Origin of the sequence: Phaeobacter sp. B1627, assembly GCF_006265095.1 — a bacterium.
Classification (GTDB): Bacteria; Pseudomonadota; Alphaproteobacteria; order Rhodobacterales; family Rhodobacteraceae; genus Epibacterium.
The window spans coordinates 21445-40783 of record NZ_VCNK01000025.1; the positions used below are offsets into that span (position 1 = coordinate 21445).

The following is a 19339-nucleotide window of genomic DNA, read 5'->3' on the forward strand; positions in this document are numbered from 1 at the left end:
ACGGCAACGGTCTACCTGACCAAAGCCATGCACAGAGGACCTGTCGATGCAGCCGAATTTTGCCGTGCCCACCGAGGCCAGCCTTCCCCTTTCCTGCGTAGAAGAAACAGAGTGCCAGAACTGGATCGACACTCAGACGCCACAGATTGCGGCCTGGTCACAGGCGATGGGGTTCACCGGGAGCTGGGGGCAGGTTTTGGTTCTTCCGGGGCCCGACGGCGCCCCCTCGGGGGCCGTGATTGGAACCGGAACATCCAAATCACGCGCGCGCACCCGTTTCGTACTGGCAGCCGCGGCCGCCAAACTGCCCGAAGCCACATATTCCCTTGCCAACAGCCTGCCTGCAGACCTGTCTCTCGACGTTGAGTGCTTTGGCTGGCTGATGGCGCAGTATGCGTTTGATCGCTACGCGCCGTCCAAGGGAGCCAAGGCAAGGCTTGTGGCCCCCACGGGCGTCGATGCAAAGCGGATAGAATGGATCGCCGCCGGGGAATGCCTCACGCGCACACTGATCAACACCCCCGCCGAGGATATGGGGCCCGCCGACCTGCAAACAGCCGTCGAAACATTGGCCGCCGTGCACGGCGCGACTGTATCCACAATCGCGGGTGACGATTTGCTGACCCACAACTTTCCGCTGATTCACACCGTTGGCCGGGCGTCTGACCGGGCGCCTCGGCTGATTGATCTGCGATGGGGAACCGAAGGGCCGGCGCTCACTCTGGTCGGCAAGGGGGTCTGTTTTGATACCGGGGGGCTCAACCTGAAACCGGGCGCCAGCATGGGGTTGATGAAAAAAGACATGGGCGGTGCCGCCAATGTGCTGGGCCTTGCCCATATGATCATGGCCGCCGGTCTGCCGCTGCGGTTGCGCGTGCTCATACCCGCGGTGGAAAACGCCGTGTCGGGTCCAGCCTTCCGGCCCGGCGACATTCTCAGGTCCCGCAAGGGGCTGACGGTAGAGGTCAACAACACCGATGCGGAGGGGCGGCTGGTCCTGGCCGATGCACTGGCGCTGGCCGAGGAGGAAAATCCGGATCTGCTGATCTCCATGGCGACGTTGACCGGGGCGGCCCGGGTTGCCGTCGGGGCAGATCTCGCGCCGTTTTTCACCGATCGCGACAGCGACGCAGCCGCCCTCGCATCGGCGGCAATTGAAGCCGGTGATCCGGTCTGGCGTCTGCCCTTTCACGAATCCTATGAGACCATGATAGAACCCGGCATCGCAGATCTCGACAACGCGCCCTCCGGCGGGTTTGCTGGCGCGATCACGGCGGCGCTCTTCCTGCGCCGGTTCGCCGGAGAGGCCCGCTACATGCATTTTGATATATACGGCTGGAGCCAGACCAACCAACCCGCTCGGCCCAAGGGCGGTATCGGGCAAGGGATACGGGCCTTGTTTGAAGCTCTGCCAGAGATGTTGGCGCCGCCAAAGGACACCATATGAACCTCGCCCGTATCTGTCGGCCGGTTGCGGACTTGCGCACGCGTCCGGAGGGTGACCGCGCACGCCAGATCCTGATGGGCGCGGCGGTCGAGATCCTCGCGCGGCAGGGTGAGTGGTGCCAACTGCGCGCCGTCAGGGATGGCTATACCGGATGGGTGCCTGCGGATCATCTGGCGCCCCCCGCCGCGATGACCCACTGGATCAGCGCCCCTGCCACGCATGTCTACAGCGGCCCCGATTTCAAATCCGCAGACCTCCTGTCCCTGAGCCTCGGCAGCCAGGTCCCGGTCAGGCGCATCACCGGGCGGTTTGCTGAAACCGATCAGGGCTACGTGCCGCTAGCTCACCTGACCTCTCTGGAGGAACAGGCCTCCGATCCGGTCGCGATTGCCGAAACGCTGCTTGGCACGCCGTACCTCTGGGGCGGCAATAGCCGCTGGGGCATCGATTGCTCTGGTCTGGTGCAGCTTTGCTGCCATCTGTGTGGCATTGAGTGCCCCGGCGACAGTGGCCCGCAGGAGGCCGATTTGGGCACTTTCCTGCCCGGCGGTCGCGATTATCAAAGAGGCGATCTCCTGTTCTGGAAAGGGCATGTCGCCTGGGTCCGCGACCCAGAGACCCTCCTGCATGCAAATGTGCACGCCATGGCCGTTGCCTCAGAACCACTGCAGGCTGCGATCTCCCGGATCGAAACACAGGGAGACGGCCCCGTCACGGCGCACAAGCGGATAATCTGAAACGGTCAAAATCACGGGCGGAGGGGCGCTAGTCGACCGCCCGGATCAGCTTGCGTTCCAGCACGCGCAGCACGGTGCCAAGATCATTGCCCCGTTTCAGAATTTGCCCGTCCATGCCAACAACTGCGTATTGGCCCTGCCGGTTGCGCAATTTTGGCCGTTTCTCAATGCGATAGAGGGGGTTTTCGGCGGTGCGCCGAAAGACCGAGAACACCGCAAGATCGCGCAGGGTCGATATGCCGTAGTCCCGCCACTCCCCCGCCGCCACCATGCGCCCATAAAGCGACAGGATGATCGACAGCTCCCGCCGGTGAAAGGCAACTTGCTCGCAATAGGGGGGCGTCGGGAAAGACCCGTTAGATTGATAGCTCATACCGTCCAACGTCCGGTCATTTGGTCACCAAATCAAGCCTCTTCGCGCTTGGGTGACACAATTATTTGATCCAGCTGCGCTCCGATCCCCAATATGTCGTGCAGGGCGCGCTGTCCCGATGGTGTCACCTCCAGCCCGCGCCCCCGCATCGAACCGTGCAGCGGACGGTGCAACCAGCCTGCGTCCAGTGCCCGCGTCAGGATCTGGCGCCCCATTGGTCCGGCAATATGCAGGCGCCGTTCGGTCCAGTCCATACAAGGGCGGGCAAAAGGCGCGCGCCCGGCCCGTTCCGGCAGGTCAACACCAAGCTGCGCCCAAACCGGTCCTGCGTGCGGGATAAAGCCGCCGTTTTTTTCTCGCAGATGGCCGCGTGACATCAGCGCCTCGGTCATCGCAACCGCCAGCGGCCCGGCAAGGTGATCATAGCAGCTGCGGACCTGCGCCAGCCCGCCCGCCTTGCGCCGCTGCGCCCGATACAGGCTGTCTGCCGGTGCAATCGCCGCCAATTGTTCCAACGCCTGTGCCACATCCGGCCCGGAGAGGCGATGATAGACGCATCGTCCCCGCTTTTCCGCGATCACCAAACCGGCGTGCTGCAAAAGGCGGAGATGCGCGGTCGCGGTTTGCGGCGTAATGCCTGCAGCGCCCGCCAGTTCCTTGTTGGTGAACGATCGCCCCTCCATCAGTTCGCAGAGCATCCGTGTGCGGCTCGCGTCGCTGATCGCCTGTCCGATAATGTCAAACCGAGGTGTCGCCATGTGAGGATCCTAGCCTTTGTTCCGGGGGTTGCCCATCCTCAACACTTCGCTGCAGACCGCAGTGTTCTTGTCTGGTCCGGACCTCAGGCAAATGCGCCCTGGCAGAACCAGCCCCGCGACGCCCCGCCACCATGGGCAAAATAGAGCCATAGTCGCGCTCCGCATTCGGTGACCACCTCCCAATAATCCCGTACCCCGCTGCGCCACTGCGGATCATCCAGCCACCACTCGGGCGCGATACGTTCCGGCCCTGTGGCTCTGGCCAGCGCCCAGTCCCGGCCCCGCCAGCGAAATCGCAACGGCAGCTTCGGCAGTTCCTCCGCCATGACCAGCTCAGGCGCCCACAACAACACCGGGCGCGGCCGCCGGGGATGAGGCCAGTCCTGTGCCGGATTACTCCAGGCAGCGGCCATGACCTGTGCCGTCTTTTCCGGAATATGAGTGTCGACCGGATGACGGCGGGTGATGTTCTCCAACCCCATCCGGGCCCCGATGCGGCCCATCAGATCCTCAAGCTCCCGATTGCCCGCCCCGCCCCCGTTCATACGCGCGCGGGCCTTGTCTGTGGCCACCGCATGCCCGGTATGGGTGACGCCCTGCAGCCGTTCCACCTGCACCGCCTCCAGCCGCAGTACGTCTATGCCAAAGCCCGCGTCGATGCTCTCCAGCTTCATTTCCAGCAGCGGACGCATACGGGCGCTGTCACGGGTCGGACGCGCCAGTGCCAGTGTCACCACCTCTGCCGCCTGATCGCTACGATGTGCCTCAAGCCGCAGCACACGTGCCCCCATACCACGATCTTCCAACCGGGCGCAGAGGCGGGGCAGCAGGCGGTCAATCGCCGCCATCATATCCTCCATCAGACCAATCGGCTCCGGCAGGCTGAAGCGGACGGCAAAATGCTCCGGTGCGCGGGCGGGCGAAATCGGTTCCGGCGCCGCGCCAATCGCCTGATCCAGCCGCAGAACCAGACCGCGGCCAAAGCGACGCCCAAGGCTGGCCCGTGGCTGTCCGAGCAGATCCCCGATCCGCCGCAATCCAAGGCGATTGAGCTGTGCGACCACATTGTCGTCGAGCCTCAGGGCGGCGACCGGCAAGGGGCTGAGTACACCATAGGCCTGCCCCGGCGCGGCCACCCGGACCTGGCTGTGCGGCTGGCGCACCGAATGGGGCGCCGCTCCGCCTCTGGTCCAGTGCCTGCCCTTCACCGGCCGACGATGGGCACGCGAGCGGGTGGCCCGAGCCTCCTGGTCAATCGCGTCTCCGTTGCGGTCCGATCCCGCCTCCAGCCCCGCGTAGCGCGCCAAAGCCCAGGCCGCACCCAGCGTGTCAGCCACCCCCATCTGCACGCTCAGCCCCATATCAGCGCAATCCTGCTCCACCAGCGGCAAAAGCCCGTCCTCCCCGCCAAAGAGATGCGCACAGCCGGTCAGGTCGATCGTCAAACCGTCCGGCGGCGCCTCGGCCACCCAGGGTGAGAATTTCCCCGCCCAGCGCCGCAGAGCGGTCAGGAACCGCGCCTCGGCGAGCGGCTGGCGACTGCGGGTGATCAGCCCGCCACACATGGCACAGGCGTCCCGCAGAGGCTGCCCCACCCACAGCCCTGCCGCCTCGGCCTCGGCACTTAACGCAGAAATAACCTGGGTGTTGGACACTTCCCCCACCACGGCCAGCGGCCCGCTGATGCCGCCCTGTTCTGCACGCAAGACGCGCTCCGCCCCGAGACGCGGAAACCAGAGCGACAGAATACGGCGATTTGGCATGGCAGCCCCGGTGACAGGTTCAGACGACGGATATGACACGGACACACAACCAGAAGCGTGTCGCATCACAATAAACCGGCAAGGGAATATAGGTTTGTTCTACATTTGTTCCATAAATTCGATTCGGTCAACCGGTGATCCCCTATGCTATTTCACAGGTGCCGCATGACCCATCCAACCCCGGCCTTTGCCCTGATCCTGGGGGTCGTTCTGGCGCTGGTGATCGGTGCTCCGGCGACGACCGGCACGCCCCACATTGCCGACAAGTACATCCAGAAACGCATGGCCCTGATGAACAGTCAGAGAGTCGCCCTGACCGCGCTCACCGACATGAGCGCAGGCCGCATTCCGATGGACAGCCGAAGCGCCCGACAAACCCGGCGTTTTCTGATAGCGACCACCGCCAGCATTCCAAAACGATTTCGCAAGCGACGCTTTGATCCGAACTCTCACGCGCGCCCCGACATATGGACCAACTGGAAGGACTTCGAACTGCGTGCAAAACGCGCCGAGGCCGCGGCAAAAGGTCTGAAAACGCGATCCCTGGACAGTCTGCGCCGCACCCTGCCTGATCTCATTCAGGCATGTCACAGCTGCCACGGGAGCTATCGCGCGCATGTGAACGAATTCACTACGCATTAGGCGACAGCCCCGCAAACGCCACAGCCCCGCGCCTAAACGCCGTAGCGGGCGAGGAACATCTCGACCGTGGCTCGCACCACGCGTTCGACGTCTTCCTCATCAACACTGTCGCGAATGTTGAAAATCAATCGCGGGAACAGATCCGCCCGGCACAGCGCCATCCATTGCTCGGCAGCCATATCGAAATCGTCGATCTGCAGTTCGCCACGCCGAACCGCTTCGCCAAAATAAACCTTGAGCTTTTCGCGCTCCACCTGAGGGCCGCTTTCAAAAAACTGCCGCCCAAGGTCCGGAAAGCGCTCTGTCTCGGCCACGCAAATGCGGAATATCCTGCGTCCAAAGTCAGACAGGATCACCGACAGCATATGCCGCGCAACCTCGGTCAGCACCACGTCCGGGCTGGACCCTTCGGGAATGTCGAGATGCCGTCCGGCGTGACGGGCACATTCGCTGCGCGCCACTTCCATGAACAAGAGGCGCTTGTCCGGGAAGTAGCTATAAAGCGTCGCCTTGGACACTTCGGCCACCCGCGCGATATCATCCACGCTGGCCCCCTCAAAGCCATCCGCCAGAAAAACCTTGCGCGCGCCCTCAAGCACCTGATCGAATTTCCGCCCCGTGCGCAGAACGACTGCACTCTGGTTCATTCCCTGTCCATCCCTGTTGAACCGTCGTTCGGGCCGTCCCTTGCCCGCCCAACGGCGTCACTCAAAATATTCGCAAGAGTACAGGTCGTAGAGACTGCCCCGACCCGGACCTCTTGCGGGTTTCAGCCATAGCGCACAAGCTCGCAGCAGGAAAGCACCCTGCCGAAAGCTCCGATCAGATCCCTCTGCAAAAACACTTTTGATTTTGGTCAGCTCAGGTTACCAATCGCCGGGATGACCGAAATCTTTTTCCGCACGCTTCCCTTTTTCGCAATCATCGGCCTGGGCTACTGGGCCGGTCGCACACGATTTTTCACCGAAGAGGCAACCGCCTTCCTGACGAAATTCGTGTTCTTCTTCCCCCTCTCGGCCATGATCTTTCGGTTCGCCGCCAACCTTTCCTTCAGCGAAATATTCGACCCCAACCTGATCCTCGGCTACCTCGTTGGCACATTATGCGTCTACGTCATTGCCACCGTCGTCGCGGGTCTCCGCAGGCAGGATATCTCGACGGCAGCGGTGGAGGCGCAATGTGCAGCCATCGGCAACGTCGGGTTTCTTGGCATACCGATGATGGTGCTGCTGTTCGGGGACGCCGCGGTGGGGCCGATGATGATTGTGCTCGCCGTGGATCTGGTGGTCTTCTCCTCGCTGATTGTCGTGCTGATCAATATTCATCGCGGGGCGGGGTTCAGCGCCGCCACCCTGCGCCTCGTCGGGCTTGGCCTGCTCAAGAATCCGATGATCCTGTCGATTGTCGGGGGGCTCGCCTGGTCTGCAGGACAGGTTCCGATCCCGACGCCGATGAATGATTTCCTGGCCATTCTCGGCGGGGCGGCCACCCCCGGCGCTCTCTTTGCGATCGGGGCCTCGCTGGCGTCGAAATCCGCCGAACGGGTCGAGGTCGCAGGCTGGCTCAGCTTTTCCAAGCTGGTCCTGCATCCGGCCGGCGTGGCTTTCGGGGTTCTGTGGTTGATGCCCGTCGCACCCTTTTCTGCCGCAGTGGCGATCTCCGCCGCAGCCCTTCCGGTCGCAGGGAATGTCTACATGCTGGCCCAGCATTATGGTGTCGCTCCGCAACGCGCCTCAGCGGCGATCCTGATTTCCACCATGGTGTCCATTGTCACCGTGCCGCTGGTCATCGCCTGGGTCAATACGTTGCTCTGAAACCCGCACCCGGCGTGAAATTGCGCTGCCGGAACCACGACTTCAGCCTTTTGAAACCTTCTCGCGCAAAAAGGGATGCAGTCAACGCGGCAACACTGGATTAATCTGTCCCATCCCGGTAGCGGTAGGCCCAACACCGACTTCAGGAGGTCTTCGATGGAAACCGTATCCGAGAACCGGGCCTATGGCGGCATTCAGGGCGTCTACCGCCACGCCAGCCCATCCACCAACTGCGATATGACCTTTGGTCTGTTCCTGCCGGAAGAGGCCCGGGATGGTCCGGTGCCGGTGCTCTGGTACCTCTCCGGCCTGACCTGCACCCATGAGAACGCCATGACCAAGGCGGGTGCTCAGGCCTGGTGCGCCGAGCAGGGCATCGCCATCGTCTTTCCCGATACCTCTCCACGCGGCGAAGGTGTGGCCAATGACGAGGCCTATGATTTGGGTCAAGGTGCCGGTTTCTACGTCAATTCGACCCAATCCCCCTGGGCGCCTCATTTCCGGATGTGGGATTACATCGCTGAGGACCTCCCGGCCCTTCTGGGCGAGACCTTCGAGCTCGATATGTCCCGTCAGGCGATCACGGGACACTCCATGGGCGGGCACGGTGCCTTGACGCTCGCAATGAATTTGCCGGGCCGCTTCCGCTCTGTCTCTGCCTTTGCGCCGATCTGCAACCCGACGGCCAGCGACTGGGGCCGCAAGCAGTTCACGGCCTATCTCGGCGAGGATCAAAGCACATGGGAACCGCACGATGCCACCCTGCTGATGCGGGACAAAGGGTTCGACGGCCCGCTTCTGATCGACACGGGCACCAGCGACCAGTTCTTTGATCTGCTGCGGCCCGGTGCCTTTGCTGCGGCCGTCGCAGACAAGCGTCAGGATGCGACCATTCGCCTGCAAAAGGGCTACGATCACAGCTATTTCTTCGTTTCCACCTTCATGGAGGAGCATGTCGCCTTCCATGCGGATGCACTCTACCGGGAGTAATGCAATGACCGAGACCAAATCCGGGTTCGACTACGATCTGATCGTCATCGGCTCCGGCCCGTCGGGCCGTACTGCGGCTATCCAGGCCGCCAAGCTGAAACGCCGCGTGCTGGTGATCGACCGCAAGGATCGTCTGGGCGGCGTCTCGGTTCATACCGGCACCGTGCCGTCAAAGACCCTGCGTGAGACCGTACTTAACCTCACCGGCTGGCGCGAGCGCAGCTTTTACGGGCGCAGCTACCGGGTCAAAGACCAGATCAAGGCGGACGACCTCAAGGCGCGCCTCGATATCACCCTGGGCCACGAAGTTGACGTGCTCGAACATCAATTCAACCGCAATCACGTCGAAGTGCTTGCAGGTATGGCGCATTTCATCGGGCCGAACGAAGTCGAAGTCGAGATCGAGGCCGGTGACACAACCCGCGTGACCGGTGAGAAATTCCTGATCGCGACCGGAACCCGCACCTATCGCCCGGACTATGTGCCCTTCAACGGCTCCACCATTGTGGACGGGGATGAATTCCTGGAAATGGAGGAAATCCCGCGCTCGCTGATCGTGGTCGGGGCCGGGGTCATTGGCGTCGAATATGCCACCATGTTCTCGGCTCTTGACGTCCGCGTCACTCTGATCGAGCCGCGCGACAGTTTTCTCGATTTCATCGACCGCACGCTGATTCAGGAATTCACCCATCAGATCCGTGAAAACGGTGTCGATCTGCGCCTCGGTTCGGCGATTGAAAGGATCGATGACGAAGATGATCACATCGAAGTGACGCTGGAAAACGGCCGTCATGTGCGGGGCGATATGCTCTTGTTCGCGGCCGGTCGCATGGGCAACACCGACAAGTTGAACCTCAAGGCGGTGGGATTGGAAACCGACCACCGTGGCCGCCTGCAGGTCGAACGCAAGACCTATCAGACCAAGGTTGGCCATATCTATGCCACCGGCGATGTCATCGGCCACCCGTCGCTGGCCTCCACCTCCCTTCAGCAGGGTCGTGTTGCAGCCTGCCACGCGATGGATGTCCCGACTGTTCCCGAAAGCCCCTGGTTCCCCTATGGGATTTACTCGGTGCCGGAAATGTCGACCTGCGGCATGTCCGAGGAAGAGCTGAAGGAGCGGGGCGTGCCCTATGAGATCGGCATTGCGCGGTTTCGCGAAACCTCCCGTGGGCACATCATGGGGTTGGAGCATGGCATGCTGAAAATGCTGTTCTCGCTGAAAACCCGCCGTGTGCTTGGCGTGCAGATCGTCGGCGAAGGGGCGACCGAACTGATCCACATCGCGCAGGCGGTGCTGAACCTGAAGGGGACTGTCGATTATTTCGTTCAGAACACCTTCAACTATCCGACCCTGGCAGAGGCCTACAAGATTGCAGGGCTGGACGCGTTCAACCGGATGCCGATCCCGGAAGAATACAAAGACAAAAAGCCCGCAAAAGACAAGAAAGCGTCAGTGAAAAAAGCCACAGCGAAGGTCGAGGCCAAAGGCAGCAACACGGGCAAGTCAGAAGGGTGAGCGCACTCTATATCGACGCAGATGCCTGCCCGGTGAAGGCTGAGGCAGAGCGGGTGGCGACCCGTCACGGGCTGATCATGTATGTGGTCTCCAACGGCGGATTGCGTCCCTCTCAGAACCCTTTGGTGGAAACCGTGATCGTTGCGGCCGGCGCCGACGAGGCCGACATGTGGATTGCAGATCGCTGCGGCCCCGGAGATATCGTGGTGACCGGCGACATTCCTCTCGCCGCAAAATGTATCGAGGCGGGCGCCCGTGTCCTGCGGCACAACGGCGAGGCTTTTACGGCGACCAATATCGGCCAACAGCTCGCAATGCGCGACCTGATGGCCGATCTGCGTGCCGCGAACCCTTTGGGGATGCAGGGCGGCGGCAAAGGGTTCACCAAGGCGGATCGGTCGCGCTTTCTCGACACGCTTGAGCGGGAAATCCGCGCGGCCAAGCGCGTCTGAGCGCCCTCGGCATCCGTAGTCAAACCAAGGCATTATCCGCCGCATTTCCGCACGTTTGCTGCCCACCGCGAACCTCCGCCGCCGCGACGCCGCTTCTGAAAGCTGAACCAAGCAAAAATTGGTACACTTCTTCATTGTATCTCTCGGCCAATCTGATTGCCCTCGGGCAAAGCATGGGCCACAACCACCGGGAAAGGATCCCGGAAATGCGCACAACCTTGGTCAGTTCCAATGCATTGGGCATTCTTGCAGCCACTGGCGCGGCTGTGGCTTTCTCTGTCATCGATGTGACCTTCAAATTTCTGTCCGACAGCTATCCGCTCTATCAGGTCGTGTTCTTTCGGTCGGTTGTCGCGCTCCTTTTGCTTTTGGTCATCATCATTCCGCTGGAAGGCGGCTATGGCGTGCTGCGGACCCGCAACATCAAGCTCCATCTGCTGCGCATAGCGGCGGTGACATTTGCCAACCTCTGCTTCTTTTCCGGTTTGGCGATACTGCCTCTGGCGGAAGCGGTCGCAATTGCCTTTGCCACGCCATTGATTGTCACGACACTGTCGGTTCTGTTTCTCAACGAAAGAGTTGGCCCATGGCGCTGGGGCGCGGTTCTCGTCGGGTTTGTGGGAATCCTCGTAATCGTGCAGCCCGGTGCGGACACCTTTCAACCCTATGCCCTGCTGCCCTTCCTTGGTGCCTGCGGCTATGCGACCCTGCATGTTTTGACGCGCCGCGCCGGCGGTTTGGACAAGGCCTCCACTCTGTCATTTTACCCCACCCTGGGGTTTCTGGTCATCAGCGCACTTGCCGGATTGCTGTTTGGCCACGGCGCATGGGCGACAGGTGCTCCGCTTCCCGATTTGATTTTACGGGCATGGGCCTGGCCTCATGGTGTAGAATGGGGCTTGTTCGCCATCGCCGGAGTATCGGGCGCAATCGGAGGCTATCTCGTGGGTCAGGCGTACCGCCAATGCGAAGCAGGCCTCGTCGCTCCCTTCGAATATATTGCCATGCCGCTTGCCGTGTTCTGGGGTGTGATCGTGTTTTCCGAATGGCCCGATCGCTCCGTATGGTTTGGCTCGGCCTTGATTATCGGGGCTGGTCTTGTTTCAGTCTGGCGTGAGACCCGCACGCCCGGGGCCCCCACGCGCCCCCGACCCAGATCCTCCGGCTAGTAGAAAGGCCCCCCATGCCCATAACCGCCGTCGTCTTTGACATCGGACGAGTCCTGATCGAATGGGAGCCTGAGCGCTTCTATGACAACCTGATCGGTGAAGCGCGCCGCAAAGCTCTCTTCGCCGAAGTGGACCTGCATGGCAGCAACCTCGACGTCGACCGGGGGGCTCCGTTTCGCGAAACGATATATACATTGGCGGACCAACATCCCGATTGGTCCGACGAAATCCGGCACTGGCACGACAGCTGGATACAGATGGCGAGCCCGGGCATTCCGCATTCCGCCCGCCTGTTGCGAGCGCTGCGCGCAAAAGGCGTTCCGGTTTACGCCTTGACGAATTTCGGTGCCGAGACATTTGTCATTGCCCAAACCACCTATCCGTTCCTGCGCGAATTCGACCAGACGTTTGTCTCGGCGCATCTTCGCTGCATCAAGCCCGACGCCGAAATCTATTCGGAGCTTGAGGCCGGGACCGGGCGCCGTCCGGATGAGCTGCTGTTCACCGATGACAAGCCGGAAAACATCACCGCCGCGGCCGTGCGGGGCTGGAAAACACATTTGTTCGACAAACCGGACACCTGGGCCGCACGCCTTGTCGCGGAGGGGCTTCTGACCGAAGAGGAAGCCCGATGAGCCTTGTTCAGATCGGGTTTGCCGAGGGCGAGGCCCTGCTGGACTGGATCTCATTGACAGAGGCCCTTGCGTCGGGACACCAGCGCCCCAAGGCCGAAGTCGGTGATACGTTTCTCTATCGCGGGACCGACACGCTTTTGTCCCGTTCCGCCTGGATCGACGGGTTGGGAATCGCCGTCAAAACCGCAACGATCTTTCCAGACAACAGCAGCCGTGATCTGCCTGGCGTCAATGGCAGCGTCTCGCTGTTCTCGGACGCGACCGGGCAACTGGAGGCGCTGATTGATTTCCATCTTGTCACCAAATGGAAAACCGCAGGCGATACGCTGCTGGGGGCGCTCCGGCTTGCCAACCCCGACACGCGCGAAATCCTGATCGTTGGCGCAGGCACCGTCGCCGGGACATTGATCGAGGCGTTCTCAGTCGCCTATCCCGACGCACAGATCCGACTGTGGAACCGCACCCGCGCCAACGCCGACGCTCTGGCCGCACACTACCCGGGGACGCAGGTCGCAGAGGATCTCGAACAGGCTGTGCCCGTGGCGGACATTCTGCTGACCTGCACCATGTCCACAACTCCGGTTCTCCGGGGCGCGTGGCTCCGACCGGGGCAGCATGTGAACATGATCGGCGCCTACCGCCCCGATATGCGCGAAGCCGATGACACCGTGCTGACCCGTTCCAGAATTTATTGCGACAGTTTCGATACCACGCTGGATCACATCGGTGAATTCAAGATCCCACTGGAAACCGGGGTCTTGGCACGCGAGGACGTGCTGGCGGACTTCTATTCTCTCGACCGCTTTCCTGCCTATGATCCTGCGGCCATCACCCTGTTCAAGAATGGCGGGGGCGGCCATCTGGATCTCATGACGGGCCGCTATATCCTTGACCTGTGGAACCGGACCGCATGATCTGGCTGCTGATCCTGGCGTTCCTCGCAATTGGAATAGTGTCTCTGCCCTCGGTACAGGAGGCGTTTCGCAGACCGGTCACGGAAACGATGCGCCGCCTTGCACCCGGCAGATTTGCCGAGCTGACGCAGGGAATGACCCATTTTCGGTGGATTGGCCCGGAGCGCGGGCCTGTCGTGGTCTGTGTACACGGCATCACGACGCCCTCCGAAGGGTTCGTGCCGCTGGCGGAACATCTGTCGGAGAAGGGCTATCGCGTCCTGCTCTACGATCTATATGGTCGCGGCTATTCCAACTATGTGCCCGGGCCGCAGGACCGCGCCTTTTTCCACCAGCAGCTTCAGGATTTGCTGGCGCATGAAGGCATCGTCGGGGATTTTACCCTGATCGGCTATTCCGTCGGAGGCTGTATCGCCAGTTCCTTTGCTGCCGAAAACCTCGCCCGGGTGCGGCAGTTGGTCTTGATCGCCTCGGTCGGGCTTCATACACCACGGACACCGGTGGCCGCCTATGCACAAGAACATCCCCGGCTTCGGGAATGGGTCCTGAAATGGACTTATCCGATGGTCGCACGACGATATATAAACACCGAATTGTCAGACGGCGACACCCCGGCAAAAGTCACCGCAGCTCAGCGCGCACAGATCCGGCGCCGGGGCTTCCTGCCATCCAATCTGGCCGCCATGCGCGGTCTCCTGCGCGAGAAATTTGATGAGGCCCACCGTGTGCTCCACCGGCAGGGGCTTCCGGTCCTCGCAATCTGGGGGGGCTCCGACCGGATCATTCCGGCCAGTGTGATCGGACGTATGACCGAACTGAATCGCGCGGCAAGACAGAGCGTGATCGAGGACGCAGGTCATGGGATCGTGTATACGCACCCGCAGGAAATCGCTCGGATAATCCACGAAAATCACAGCAAGGGACTCCGGCGTTGACCGACCAGCGCGACACGGCGTTCAGGTTTGATTCAGGCTTCGTTCAGGCGGCGACCCCGGTCAGCGGTTTCTCCCGCACCGGCAAGTGGACAATCGCGCTAAACGCACCGACACCGACCCCAATCCACCAAACCATCGTGTAGTCGCCGTAAATGTCATACATGCGACCGCCAAGCCAGACCCCCAGAAAGCCTCCGATCTGGTGGCTCAGGAACACGATACCGTAGAGGGTCCCCATGTAGCGCAGCCCATAGATATGCGCGACCAGCCCCGAGGTCAGCGGCACCGTCGCCAGCCAGAGGGACCCCATCCCGACCGAGAACAAAATGACCGAAAGCGGTGTGATCGGCAGCAGGATAAAGGCAGCGGCAACGATCGTCCGGGCTGTGTAAATACCCGCCAGCAGGTATTTCTTGGAGTAATATTTCCCAGCCCAACCCGCCAGCAGGGTGCCCGCGACATTGGCCAGCCCGATCAGCGAAATCGACACCGCCCCCAGGGTCGAGGTGGTGGTGATCCCCAAACCATGCAGCATCCCCCCCGGCATGATCGGCCCGCACATTTCGGTCACAAAGGCCGGAAAATGCGCGGTCACAAAGGCAAGCTGATAGCCGCAACTGAAAAAGCCCAGAAAAATCAGCGTATAGGATGGATCACGAAACGCCTTCACCAGGATCTGGCCCAGGCTCTCCTCCAGCTCCGCCTTGCTCACGGGGGTTGGGGCCCGCATCAGAGGCAGCGACAGGATCAGCGCAAGGACGACGCCCGCAAAGACCAGAAACACCGACTGCCACGGCATCAGCCTGAGCAGAAATTCAGCGGCAGGCGCGCCGATGACCTGCCCCGCCGATCCGGCCGCTGTCACAATAGCCAGCGACATGGAGCGGTTTTCGGCAGAACTGGCGCGGCCCACCACGGCCAACACGACGCCAAAGCCGGTCCCGGCGATGCCAAAGCCCACCAGCCACTCGTAGCTCTGCATCTCAAACGGCGTGGTTGCGCCCGAACTCAACACCAGCCCGGCGGCATAGACGACCGCGCCGATGACAATCGCCTTTCGGTCGCCAATTTTCTCGGCAATGGCACCAAAGATGGGCTGACCGATCCCCCAGGCCAAACTCTGGATCGCAATGGCCAGTGAAAACTCACTCCGCAGCCAACCGAAATCCTCGGCGATCGGGATCTGAAAGACGCCAAATGACGCCCGTATCGCAAAACTGACCATGATGATCAGGCAGCCCACAAGCAAAACTGGGGTGAACAGGGGCGCCTGACGGTCCATAGCGGGTCTCCGGGAACGAGGGTTTGTTGCAGTGTCGCCATTCCCGCGGCCGCGTCAATTCAGGAGTTTTGTGTCCATACATTAGAAAAATTGAACGGTCCTGTTCATGCTGTGCTGCCCTGTGGCTTTCCTTTGTAAAATCATCCGGCTATGGCTTTGCCTATGACACATATGAGCACCCTCTATCAGACCCGCGTGGCTTCCGGGCAGATCCAGCCCGACGCCGCGCAACAGGCAGTGCTGCCTGAGTTCGATCGTATTGCTGACGGCCTGCGGGCCGAGCCGGTGAAAAAAGGGCTGTTTCGCAAGGCCGTGAGACCGGATGTCAAAGGGCTCTATCTGTGGGGCGGAGTCGGGCGCGGCAAATCAATGCTGATGGATCTGTTTGTCGAAAGCCTCGACGATATTCCCAGCCGCCGGGTGCATTTCCACGCCTTCATGCAGGAGATCCACGCAAAGATGCATGTCGCGCGGGAACAGGGTGTCCAGGATACGCTGGCCCCCGTCGCCGCAGAGGTGGTTGCCTCGGTCCGGTTGCTCGCCTTCGACGAAATGCAGATCACCGATATCACCGATGCGATGATAGTCGGGCGCTTGTTCGAAGCCCTGTTCGAGGCGGGCGTAACTGTTGTCACGACTTCAAACCGGGTGCCGGACGACCTGTATAAAAACGGTCTCAACCGCCAGCTTTTCCTGCCCTTCATTGACCTCATCAAACAGCAGATGCACGTCCATGAAATGGTCAGCCCGCATGATTATCGTCAGAACCGCCTGACCGGGAGCCGGGTGTATTTCACGCCACTCAACGCCGAAACACGAGCCGAAATTGACGCGATCTGGCGCGACCTCACCGGTGGCTCCGCCGAGCCTCTCTCCCTGACCGTCAAGGGGCGAACGGTCACCCTGCCCGCCTATCGCAACGGCGTCGCCCGAGCCAGCTTCTTTGATCTCTGCGGCACGATGCTGGGACCCGGTGACTATCTCACCATAGCCGATGCGGTAAAGGTTCTGGTACTGGAGAACATTCCCAGCCTCGGGCGCTCAAACTTCAATGAAGCCAAACGGTTCGTGACGCTTGTCGATGCACTCTATGAGGCCCGCGTGCGCTTGATCTGTTCCGCCGCAGCCGAGCCCGAGTACCTCTATATGGAAGGCGACGGTGCGTTTGAGTTCGAACGCACGGCCTCCCGCCTGCGTGAAATGCAGGACAAGAATTGGGCACAAAGCTGACCTGATGCTGGCCTGAACTGAACAGGTGCCTGAGGGACGCACAGGGGAGGCCGGTTTGGGGGCGGCCCCAAATCGGCACCACAGGCACCACTACATCACCACGGCAACCGCTTGTGTAGAATTTGTGCCCCGGTCACCGAATTTGGGCGGGCCGACCGGTCGCCACGCAACCGCGCCGCGTCAGCGGCGCCCGGCCCAACGGGGGAGGCCGCATGATAATGCTGCCGAGACGGGCGGGAGCCCCCCCTCCCGATATGAAACGCAACACGGCCGGCGCAGTCCCGTCAACCCTGTTCACATCAACCATTCTCGCGCAGAACATGGCCGGCGAGGTAAAGCGAGCCGCAAATCAGAACCCGGCAATCAGGGTCCCGGGTCAGGACCGCCTGCAACGCCGCCGCGACGCTATCCGCCGACTGACTGGTCAGTCCCACCGACCGGGCGGCGCTCTCTGTCTCTGCCGCAGAAAGGGTCGCCGTCTCACCGGGAATCGAAACCGCCGTCAGGCTCTGCGCCTCAGAGGCCAGCGGCCGCAGATACCCGGTCACATCCTTGGTGTTCAACATGCCGCAAATCAGATGCGTGGGCCGCTCTGGCAGTCTTGCCAATACCTCCGCCAGAGCAAGCCCTGCCGCAGCATTGTGCCCACCATCAAGCCAGACCTCTGCCGTTCCCGCCAAATCGACCAGCGGACCAGTCCTCAGGCGTTGCATCCGCGCCGGCCATTGCGCCTTTGTCACTGCTGCCTCACAGGCCGCCTCAGCAGCGCCGAGATGGCGCAGCACAGCCAGCGCAGCCCCTGCATTCTGCACCTGATGCGCCCCGATCAGCGCAGGCAGCGGCAGATCCAGCAGCCCCCGCTCGTCCTGATAGACCAACCGGCCTGCCTCTTCGGATACATGCCAATGCTGGCCACAGGCGATCAGCGGCGCAGCCAGTCGCGCGGCGGTGGCCTCGATCACCTCCATCGCTTCGTCCGGCTGCGGGCCGACGACAACGGGCACTCCCCGCTTGATGATCCCGGCCTTTTCGGCGGCAATTTTGGCCAGCGTATCGCCAAGAAACTGCTCATGATCGATGGATATTGGGGTAATGACCGAGAGTTCAGGCGTAATCACGTTGGTTGCATCCAGCCGCCCACCGAGCCCCACCTCCAGCAGCGTGAAATCCGCATCCGTCCGGGCAAACGCCAGCAGTCCCGCCACGGTGGTGATCTCGAAATAGGTGATCGTCTCGCCGCTATTGGCGCTATAACACTCGTCTAGGATGGCACTCAGATGCGGTTCGGTGATCAACTCTCCCGCCAGCCGAATACGTTCATGAAACCGCGCCAGATGCGGCGATGTATAGGCGTGCACGGATTTGCCCCAGCCCTCCAGGCCGGCCCGGATCATTGCCTGGGTTGATCCTTTCCCGTTGGTGCCTGCGATATGGATCACCGGTGGCAGCTTTTCCTGCGGGTTGTCCAATGCGGCCAGAAGACGCCAGACCCGATCCAGCGTCAGATCGATCACCTTCGGATGCAGCGCCATCATACGGGCAAGAATGGCATCGGATGTATCTGGGATCATATCAGCGGTCATAGCTATTCTCAGCCTCGGGATCAAAAAAGGCCCGCCCTGCGCCCGCTGGGTGTCCCCGGTGGTGGCAATGGCAGGCCCGTTGGCGCAGAGTGTTGCGCGGCTATTCCGGTTTTGTTTCTGCAGTCGCGACAGGTTCGGAGGGGGTTTCGACGTTTTCAATCGCCGCCACCGGCTCTGGCGCGGGCAGATCGCCATGCACTTGCGGCGGCAAGTTCAGCAGCATCCGGATGATGGTGATCAATTCAGCGCGCATCTCGGTGCGCGCCACCACCCGGTCCAGCATCCCGTGATCCAGCAGATATTCCGCCCGCTGAAACCCATCGGGCAGCTTTTCGCGGATGGTCTGCTCAATTACCCGGGGGCCCGCAAAACAAATCAACGCGTTGGGTTCTGAAATATGCACATCACCAAGCATCGCATAGGACGCCGTGACCCCGCCGGTCGTCGGATGCGTCAGGACAACGATATAGGGCAGCCCGGCTTCTTTCAGCATCTGCACGGCGACGGTGGTGCGTGGCATCTGCATCAGCGACAGGATCCCCTCCTGCATGCGCGCGCCCCCGGCCGCCGAAAACAGCACCAACGGACGGTGAAGCTTCACGGCCTCCTGTGCGGCTGCGATGATCGCATTGCCGACATACATGCCCATGGAGCCGCCCATGAATGAAAAATCCTGCGCACAGGCCACGATCGGCGTGCGGCCGATTTCGCCCGTAGCAACCAGCATCGCTTCTTTTTCGCCGGTTTTCTTCTGTGCCGCACGCATCCGGTCCGGATAGCGTTTCTGGTCGCGGAACTTCAGCGGATCGACAACCGGCTCCGGCACTTTGACCTCGGCAAAGACACCCGCATCGAACAGCGCCTCAAACCGGTCTCGCGGGGTAATGTGCATATGATGGCCGCAGTTGGTGCAGACGTTCTGATTGTCGCTCAACTCACGGTGAAACAGCATGGTGCCGCATTCATCGCATTTCTTCCACAGGTTCTCGGGCACTTCGCGGCGCGAAAAGATCGAGTTGATCCTGGGGCGGACGTAGTTGGTGATCCAGTTCATCTATTGGCCTCTGCCTGGGTGGCGGTTTGCCCTCAGATAAGG

General features: G+C 61.6%; 19 protein-coding genes. 12 read left to right on the plus strand and 7 right to left on the minus strand.

The genetic code is table 11. The features are described from left to right. The first annotated feature begins 46 nt into the window (after positions 1–46). Positions 47–1447, plus strand: coding sequence for a M17 family metallopeptidase (locus tag FGE21_RS14050; protein ID WP_139663936.1), 1401 nt, complete (start codon positions 47–49; stop codon positions 1445–1447). Further along, the gene (locus tag FGE21_RS14055; RefSeq protein WP_139663937.1) at positions 1444–2184 is read left to right on the plus strand and encodes a C40 family peptidase; all 741 of its coding nucleotides are present in this window, start codon (positions 1444–1446) and stop codon (positions 2182–2184) included. Before FGE21_RS14050 ends, FGE21_RS14055 begins: the two co-directional genes overlap by 4 nt. Before the next feature lie 28 nt (positions 2185–2212). On the opposite strand, the gene FGE21_RS14060 is transcribed toward FGE21_RS14055, so the two are convergent. The 3 genes from FGE21_RS14060 to FGE21_RS14070 form a co-directional block, all read right to left on the minus strand. After that, complete coding sequence (locus FGE21_RS14060) at positions 2213–2557, minus strand: DUF2794 domain-containing protein (protein ID WP_139663938.1); 345 nt, start codon at positions 2555–2557, stop codon at positions 2213–2215. Between the two features lie 32 nt (positions 2558–2589). Continuing rightward, a complete protein-coding gene (locus FGE21_RS14065; RefSeq protein WP_139663939.1) occupies positions 2590–3315 on the minus strand; it encodes a helix-turn-helix transcriptional regulator in 726 nt (241 codons plus the stop codon). Between the two features lie 83 nt (positions 3316–3398). Then, complete coding sequence (locus FGE21_RS14070) at positions 3399–5078, minus strand: DNA polymerase Y family protein (RefSeq protein WP_139663940.1); 1680 nt, start codon at positions 5076–5078, stop codon at positions 3399–3401. A gap of 165 nt (positions 5079–5243) precedes the next feature. Here FGE21_RS14070 and FGE21_RS14075 point away from each other — a divergent pair, with 165 nt between their 5' ends. Then, the gene (locus FGE21_RS14075; RefSeq protein ID WP_139663941.1) at positions 5244–5720 is read left to right on the plus strand and encodes a cytochrome c; all 477 of its coding nucleotides are present in this window, start codon (positions 5244–5246) and stop codon (positions 5718–5720) included. 32 nt (positions 5721–5752) lie between these two features. Here the strand turns inward: FGE21_RS14075 and FGE21_RS14080 are convergent, their stop codons facing one another. Then, a complete protein-coding gene (locus FGE21_RS14080) occupies positions 5753–6367 on the minus strand; it encodes a TetR/AcrR family transcriptional regulator (protein WP_139663942.1) in 615 nt (204 codons plus the stop codon). A 234-nt stretch (positions 6368–6601) separates the two neighbouring features. Between FGE21_RS14080 and FGE21_RS14085 the strand changes: the two genes are divergently transcribed. The 8 genes from FGE21_RS14085 (at position 6602) to FGE21_RS14120 (ending at position 14148) form a co-directional block, all read left to right on the plus strand. Continuing rightward, complete coding sequence (locus FGE21_RS14085; protein ID WP_139663943.1) at positions 6602–7534, plus strand: AEC family transporter; 933 nt, start codon at positions 6602–6604, stop codon at positions 7532–7534. A gap of 156 nt (positions 7535–7690) precedes the next feature. Next, entirely contained in the window at positions 7691–8524 is an 834-nt protein-coding gene (fghA, locus tag FGE21_RS14090) for an S-formylglutathione hydrolase (protein ID WP_139663944.1), read from the plus strand. A gap of 4 nt (positions 8525–8528) precedes the next feature. Beyond that, on the plus strand, positions 8529–10043 hold the full coding sequence (sthA, locus tag FGE21_RS14095) for a Si-specific NAD(P)(+) transhydrogenase (RefSeq protein WP_139663945.1): 1515 nt from the start codon (positions 8529–8531) through the stop codon (positions 10041–10043). Continuing rightward, positions 10040–10495 (plus strand): YaiI/YqxD family protein, encoded by a 456-nt coding sequence (locus tag FGE21_RS14100; protein ID WP_139663946.1) that lies wholly within the window; start codon positions 10040–10042, stop codon positions 10493–10495. The genes sthA and FGE21_RS14100 overlap by 4 nt, the downstream gene beginning before the upstream one ends. Before the next feature lie 206 nt (positions 10496–10701). Further along, positions 10702–11664 (plus strand): DMT family transporter, encoded by a 963-nt coding sequence (locus tag FGE21_RS14105; protein WP_139663947.1) that lies wholly within the window; start codon positions 10702–10704, stop codon positions 11662–11664. Positions 11665–11678: 14 nt separating this feature from the next. After that, complete coding sequence (locus FGE21_RS14110) at positions 11679–12299, plus strand: HAD family phosphatase (protein ID WP_139663948.1); 621 nt, start codon at positions 11679–11681, stop codon at positions 12297–12299. Continuing rightward, positions 12296–13213 (plus strand): ornithine cyclodeaminase family protein, encoded by a 918-nt coding sequence (locus FGE21_RS14115; protein ID WP_139663949.1) that lies wholly within the window; start codon positions 12296–12298, stop codon positions 13211–13213. Before FGE21_RS14110 ends, FGE21_RS14115 begins: the two co-directional genes overlap by 4 nt. Next, on the plus strand, positions 13210–14148 hold the full coding sequence (locus FGE21_RS14120) for an alpha/beta fold hydrolase (RefSeq protein WP_139663950.1): 939 nt from the start codon (positions 13210–13212) through the stop codon (positions 14146–14148). The genes FGE21_RS14115 and FGE21_RS14120 overlap by 4 nt, the downstream gene beginning before the upstream one ends. Positions 14149–14191: 43 nt before the next feature. On the opposite strand, the gene FGE21_RS14125 is transcribed toward FGE21_RS14120, so the two are convergent. Continuing rightward, positions 14192–15430: an MFS transporter gene (locus tag FGE21_RS14125; RefSeq protein WP_139663951.1), complete on the minus strand. Its 1239-nt coding sequence runs from the start codon at positions 15428–15430 to the stop codon at positions 14192–14194. A 162-nt stretch (positions 15431–15592) separates the two neighbouring features. Here FGE21_RS14125 and zapE point away from each other — a divergent pair, with 162 nt between their 5' ends. Then, on the plus strand, positions 15593–16660 hold the full coding sequence (zapE, locus tag FGE21_RS14130; RefSeq protein WP_139663952.1) for a cell division protein ZapE: 1068 nt from the start codon (positions 15593–15595) through the stop codon (positions 16658–16660). 299 nt (positions 16661–16959) lie between these two features. Here the strand turns inward: zapE and FGE21_RS14135 are convergent, their stop codons facing one another. Beyond that, the gene (locus tag FGE21_RS14135; RefSeq protein WP_176695444.1) at positions 16960–18231 is read right to left on the minus strand and encodes a folylpolyglutamate synthase/dihydrofolate synthase family protein; all 1272 of its coding nucleotides are present in this window, start codon (positions 18229–18231) and stop codon (positions 16960–16962) included. Between the two features lie 112 nt (positions 18232–18343). Beyond that, entirely contained in the window at positions 18344–19297 is a 954-nt protein-coding gene (gene accD / locus FGE21_RS14140; RefSeq protein WP_139663953.1) for an acetyl-CoA carboxylase, carboxyltransferase subunit beta, read from the minus strand. Positions 19298–19339 lie beyond the last annotated feature (42 nt).

Bases quoted from the DNA above. Each gene is read 5' to 3' on its own strand.
- FGE21_RS14050 (WP_139663936.1), top strand. From the start codon at position 47: ATGCAGCCGAATTTTGCCGTGCCCACCGAGGCCAGCCTTCCCCTTTCC.
- FGE21_RS14055 (WP_139663937.1), top strand. From the start codon at position 1,444: ATGAACCTCGCCCGTATCTGTCGGCCGGTTGCGGACTTGCGCACGCGT.
- FGE21_RS14060 (WP_139663938.1), bottom strand. From the start codon at position 2,557: ATGAGCTATCAATCTAACGGGTCTTTCCCGACGCCCCCCTATTGCGAG.
- FGE21_RS14065 (WP_139663939.1), bottom strand. From the start codon at position 3,315: ATGGCGACACCTCGGTTTGACATTATCGGACAGGCGATCAGCGACGCG.
- FGE21_RS14070 (WP_139663940.1), bottom strand. From the start codon at position 5,078: ATGCCAAATCGCCGTATTCTGTCGCTCTGGTTTCCGCGTCTCGGGGCG.
- FGE21_RS14075 (WP_139663941.1), top strand. From the start codon at position 5,244: ATGACCCATCCAACCCCGGCCTTTGCCCTGATCCTGGGGGTCGTTCTG.
- FGE21_RS14080 (WP_139663942.1), bottom strand. From the start codon at position 6,367: ATGAACCAGAGTGCAGTCGTTCTGCGCACGGGGCGGAAATTCGATCAG.
- FGE21_RS14085 (WP_139663943.1), top strand. From the start codon at position 6,602: ATGACCGAAATCTTTTTCCGCACGCTTCCCTTTTTCGCAATCATCGGC.
- fghA (WP_139663944.1), top strand. From the start codon at position 7,691: ATGGAAACCGTATCCGAGAACCGGGCCTATGGCGGCATTCAGGGCGTC.
- sthA (WP_139663945.1), top strand. From the start codon at position 8,529: ATGACCGAGACCAAATCCGGGTTCGACTACGATCTGATCGTCATCGGC.
- FGE21_RS14105 (WP_139663947.1), top strand. From the start codon at position 10,702: ATGCGCACAACCTTGGTCAGTTCCAATGCATTGGGCATTCTTGCAGCC.
- FGE21_RS14110 (WP_139663948.1), top strand. From the start codon at position 11,679: ATGCCCATAACCGCCGTCGTCTTTGACATCGGACGAGTCCTGATCGAA.
- FGE21_RS14115 (WP_139663949.1), top strand. From the start codon at position 12,296: ATGAGCCTTGTTCAGATCGGGTTTGCCGAGGGCGAGGCCCTGCTGGAC.
- FGE21_RS14120 (WP_139663950.1), top strand. From the start codon at position 13,210: ATGATCTGGCTGCTGATCCTGGCGTTCCTCGCAATTGGAATAGTGTCT.
- FGE21_RS14125 (WP_139663951.1), bottom strand. From the start codon at position 15,430: ATGGACCGTCAGGCGCCCCTGTTCACCCCAGTTTTGCTTGTGGGCTGC.
- zapE (WP_139663952.1), top strand. From the start codon at position 15,593: ATGACACATATGAGCACCCTCTATCAGACCCGCGTGGCTTCCGGGCAG.
- FGE21_RS14135 (WP_176695444.1), bottom strand. From the start codon at position 18,231: ATGATCCCAGATACATCCGATGCCATTCTTGCCCGTATGATGGCGCTG.
- accD (WP_139663953.1), bottom strand. From the start codon at position 19,297: ATGAACTGGATCACCAACTACGTCCGCCCCAGGATCAACTCGATCTTT.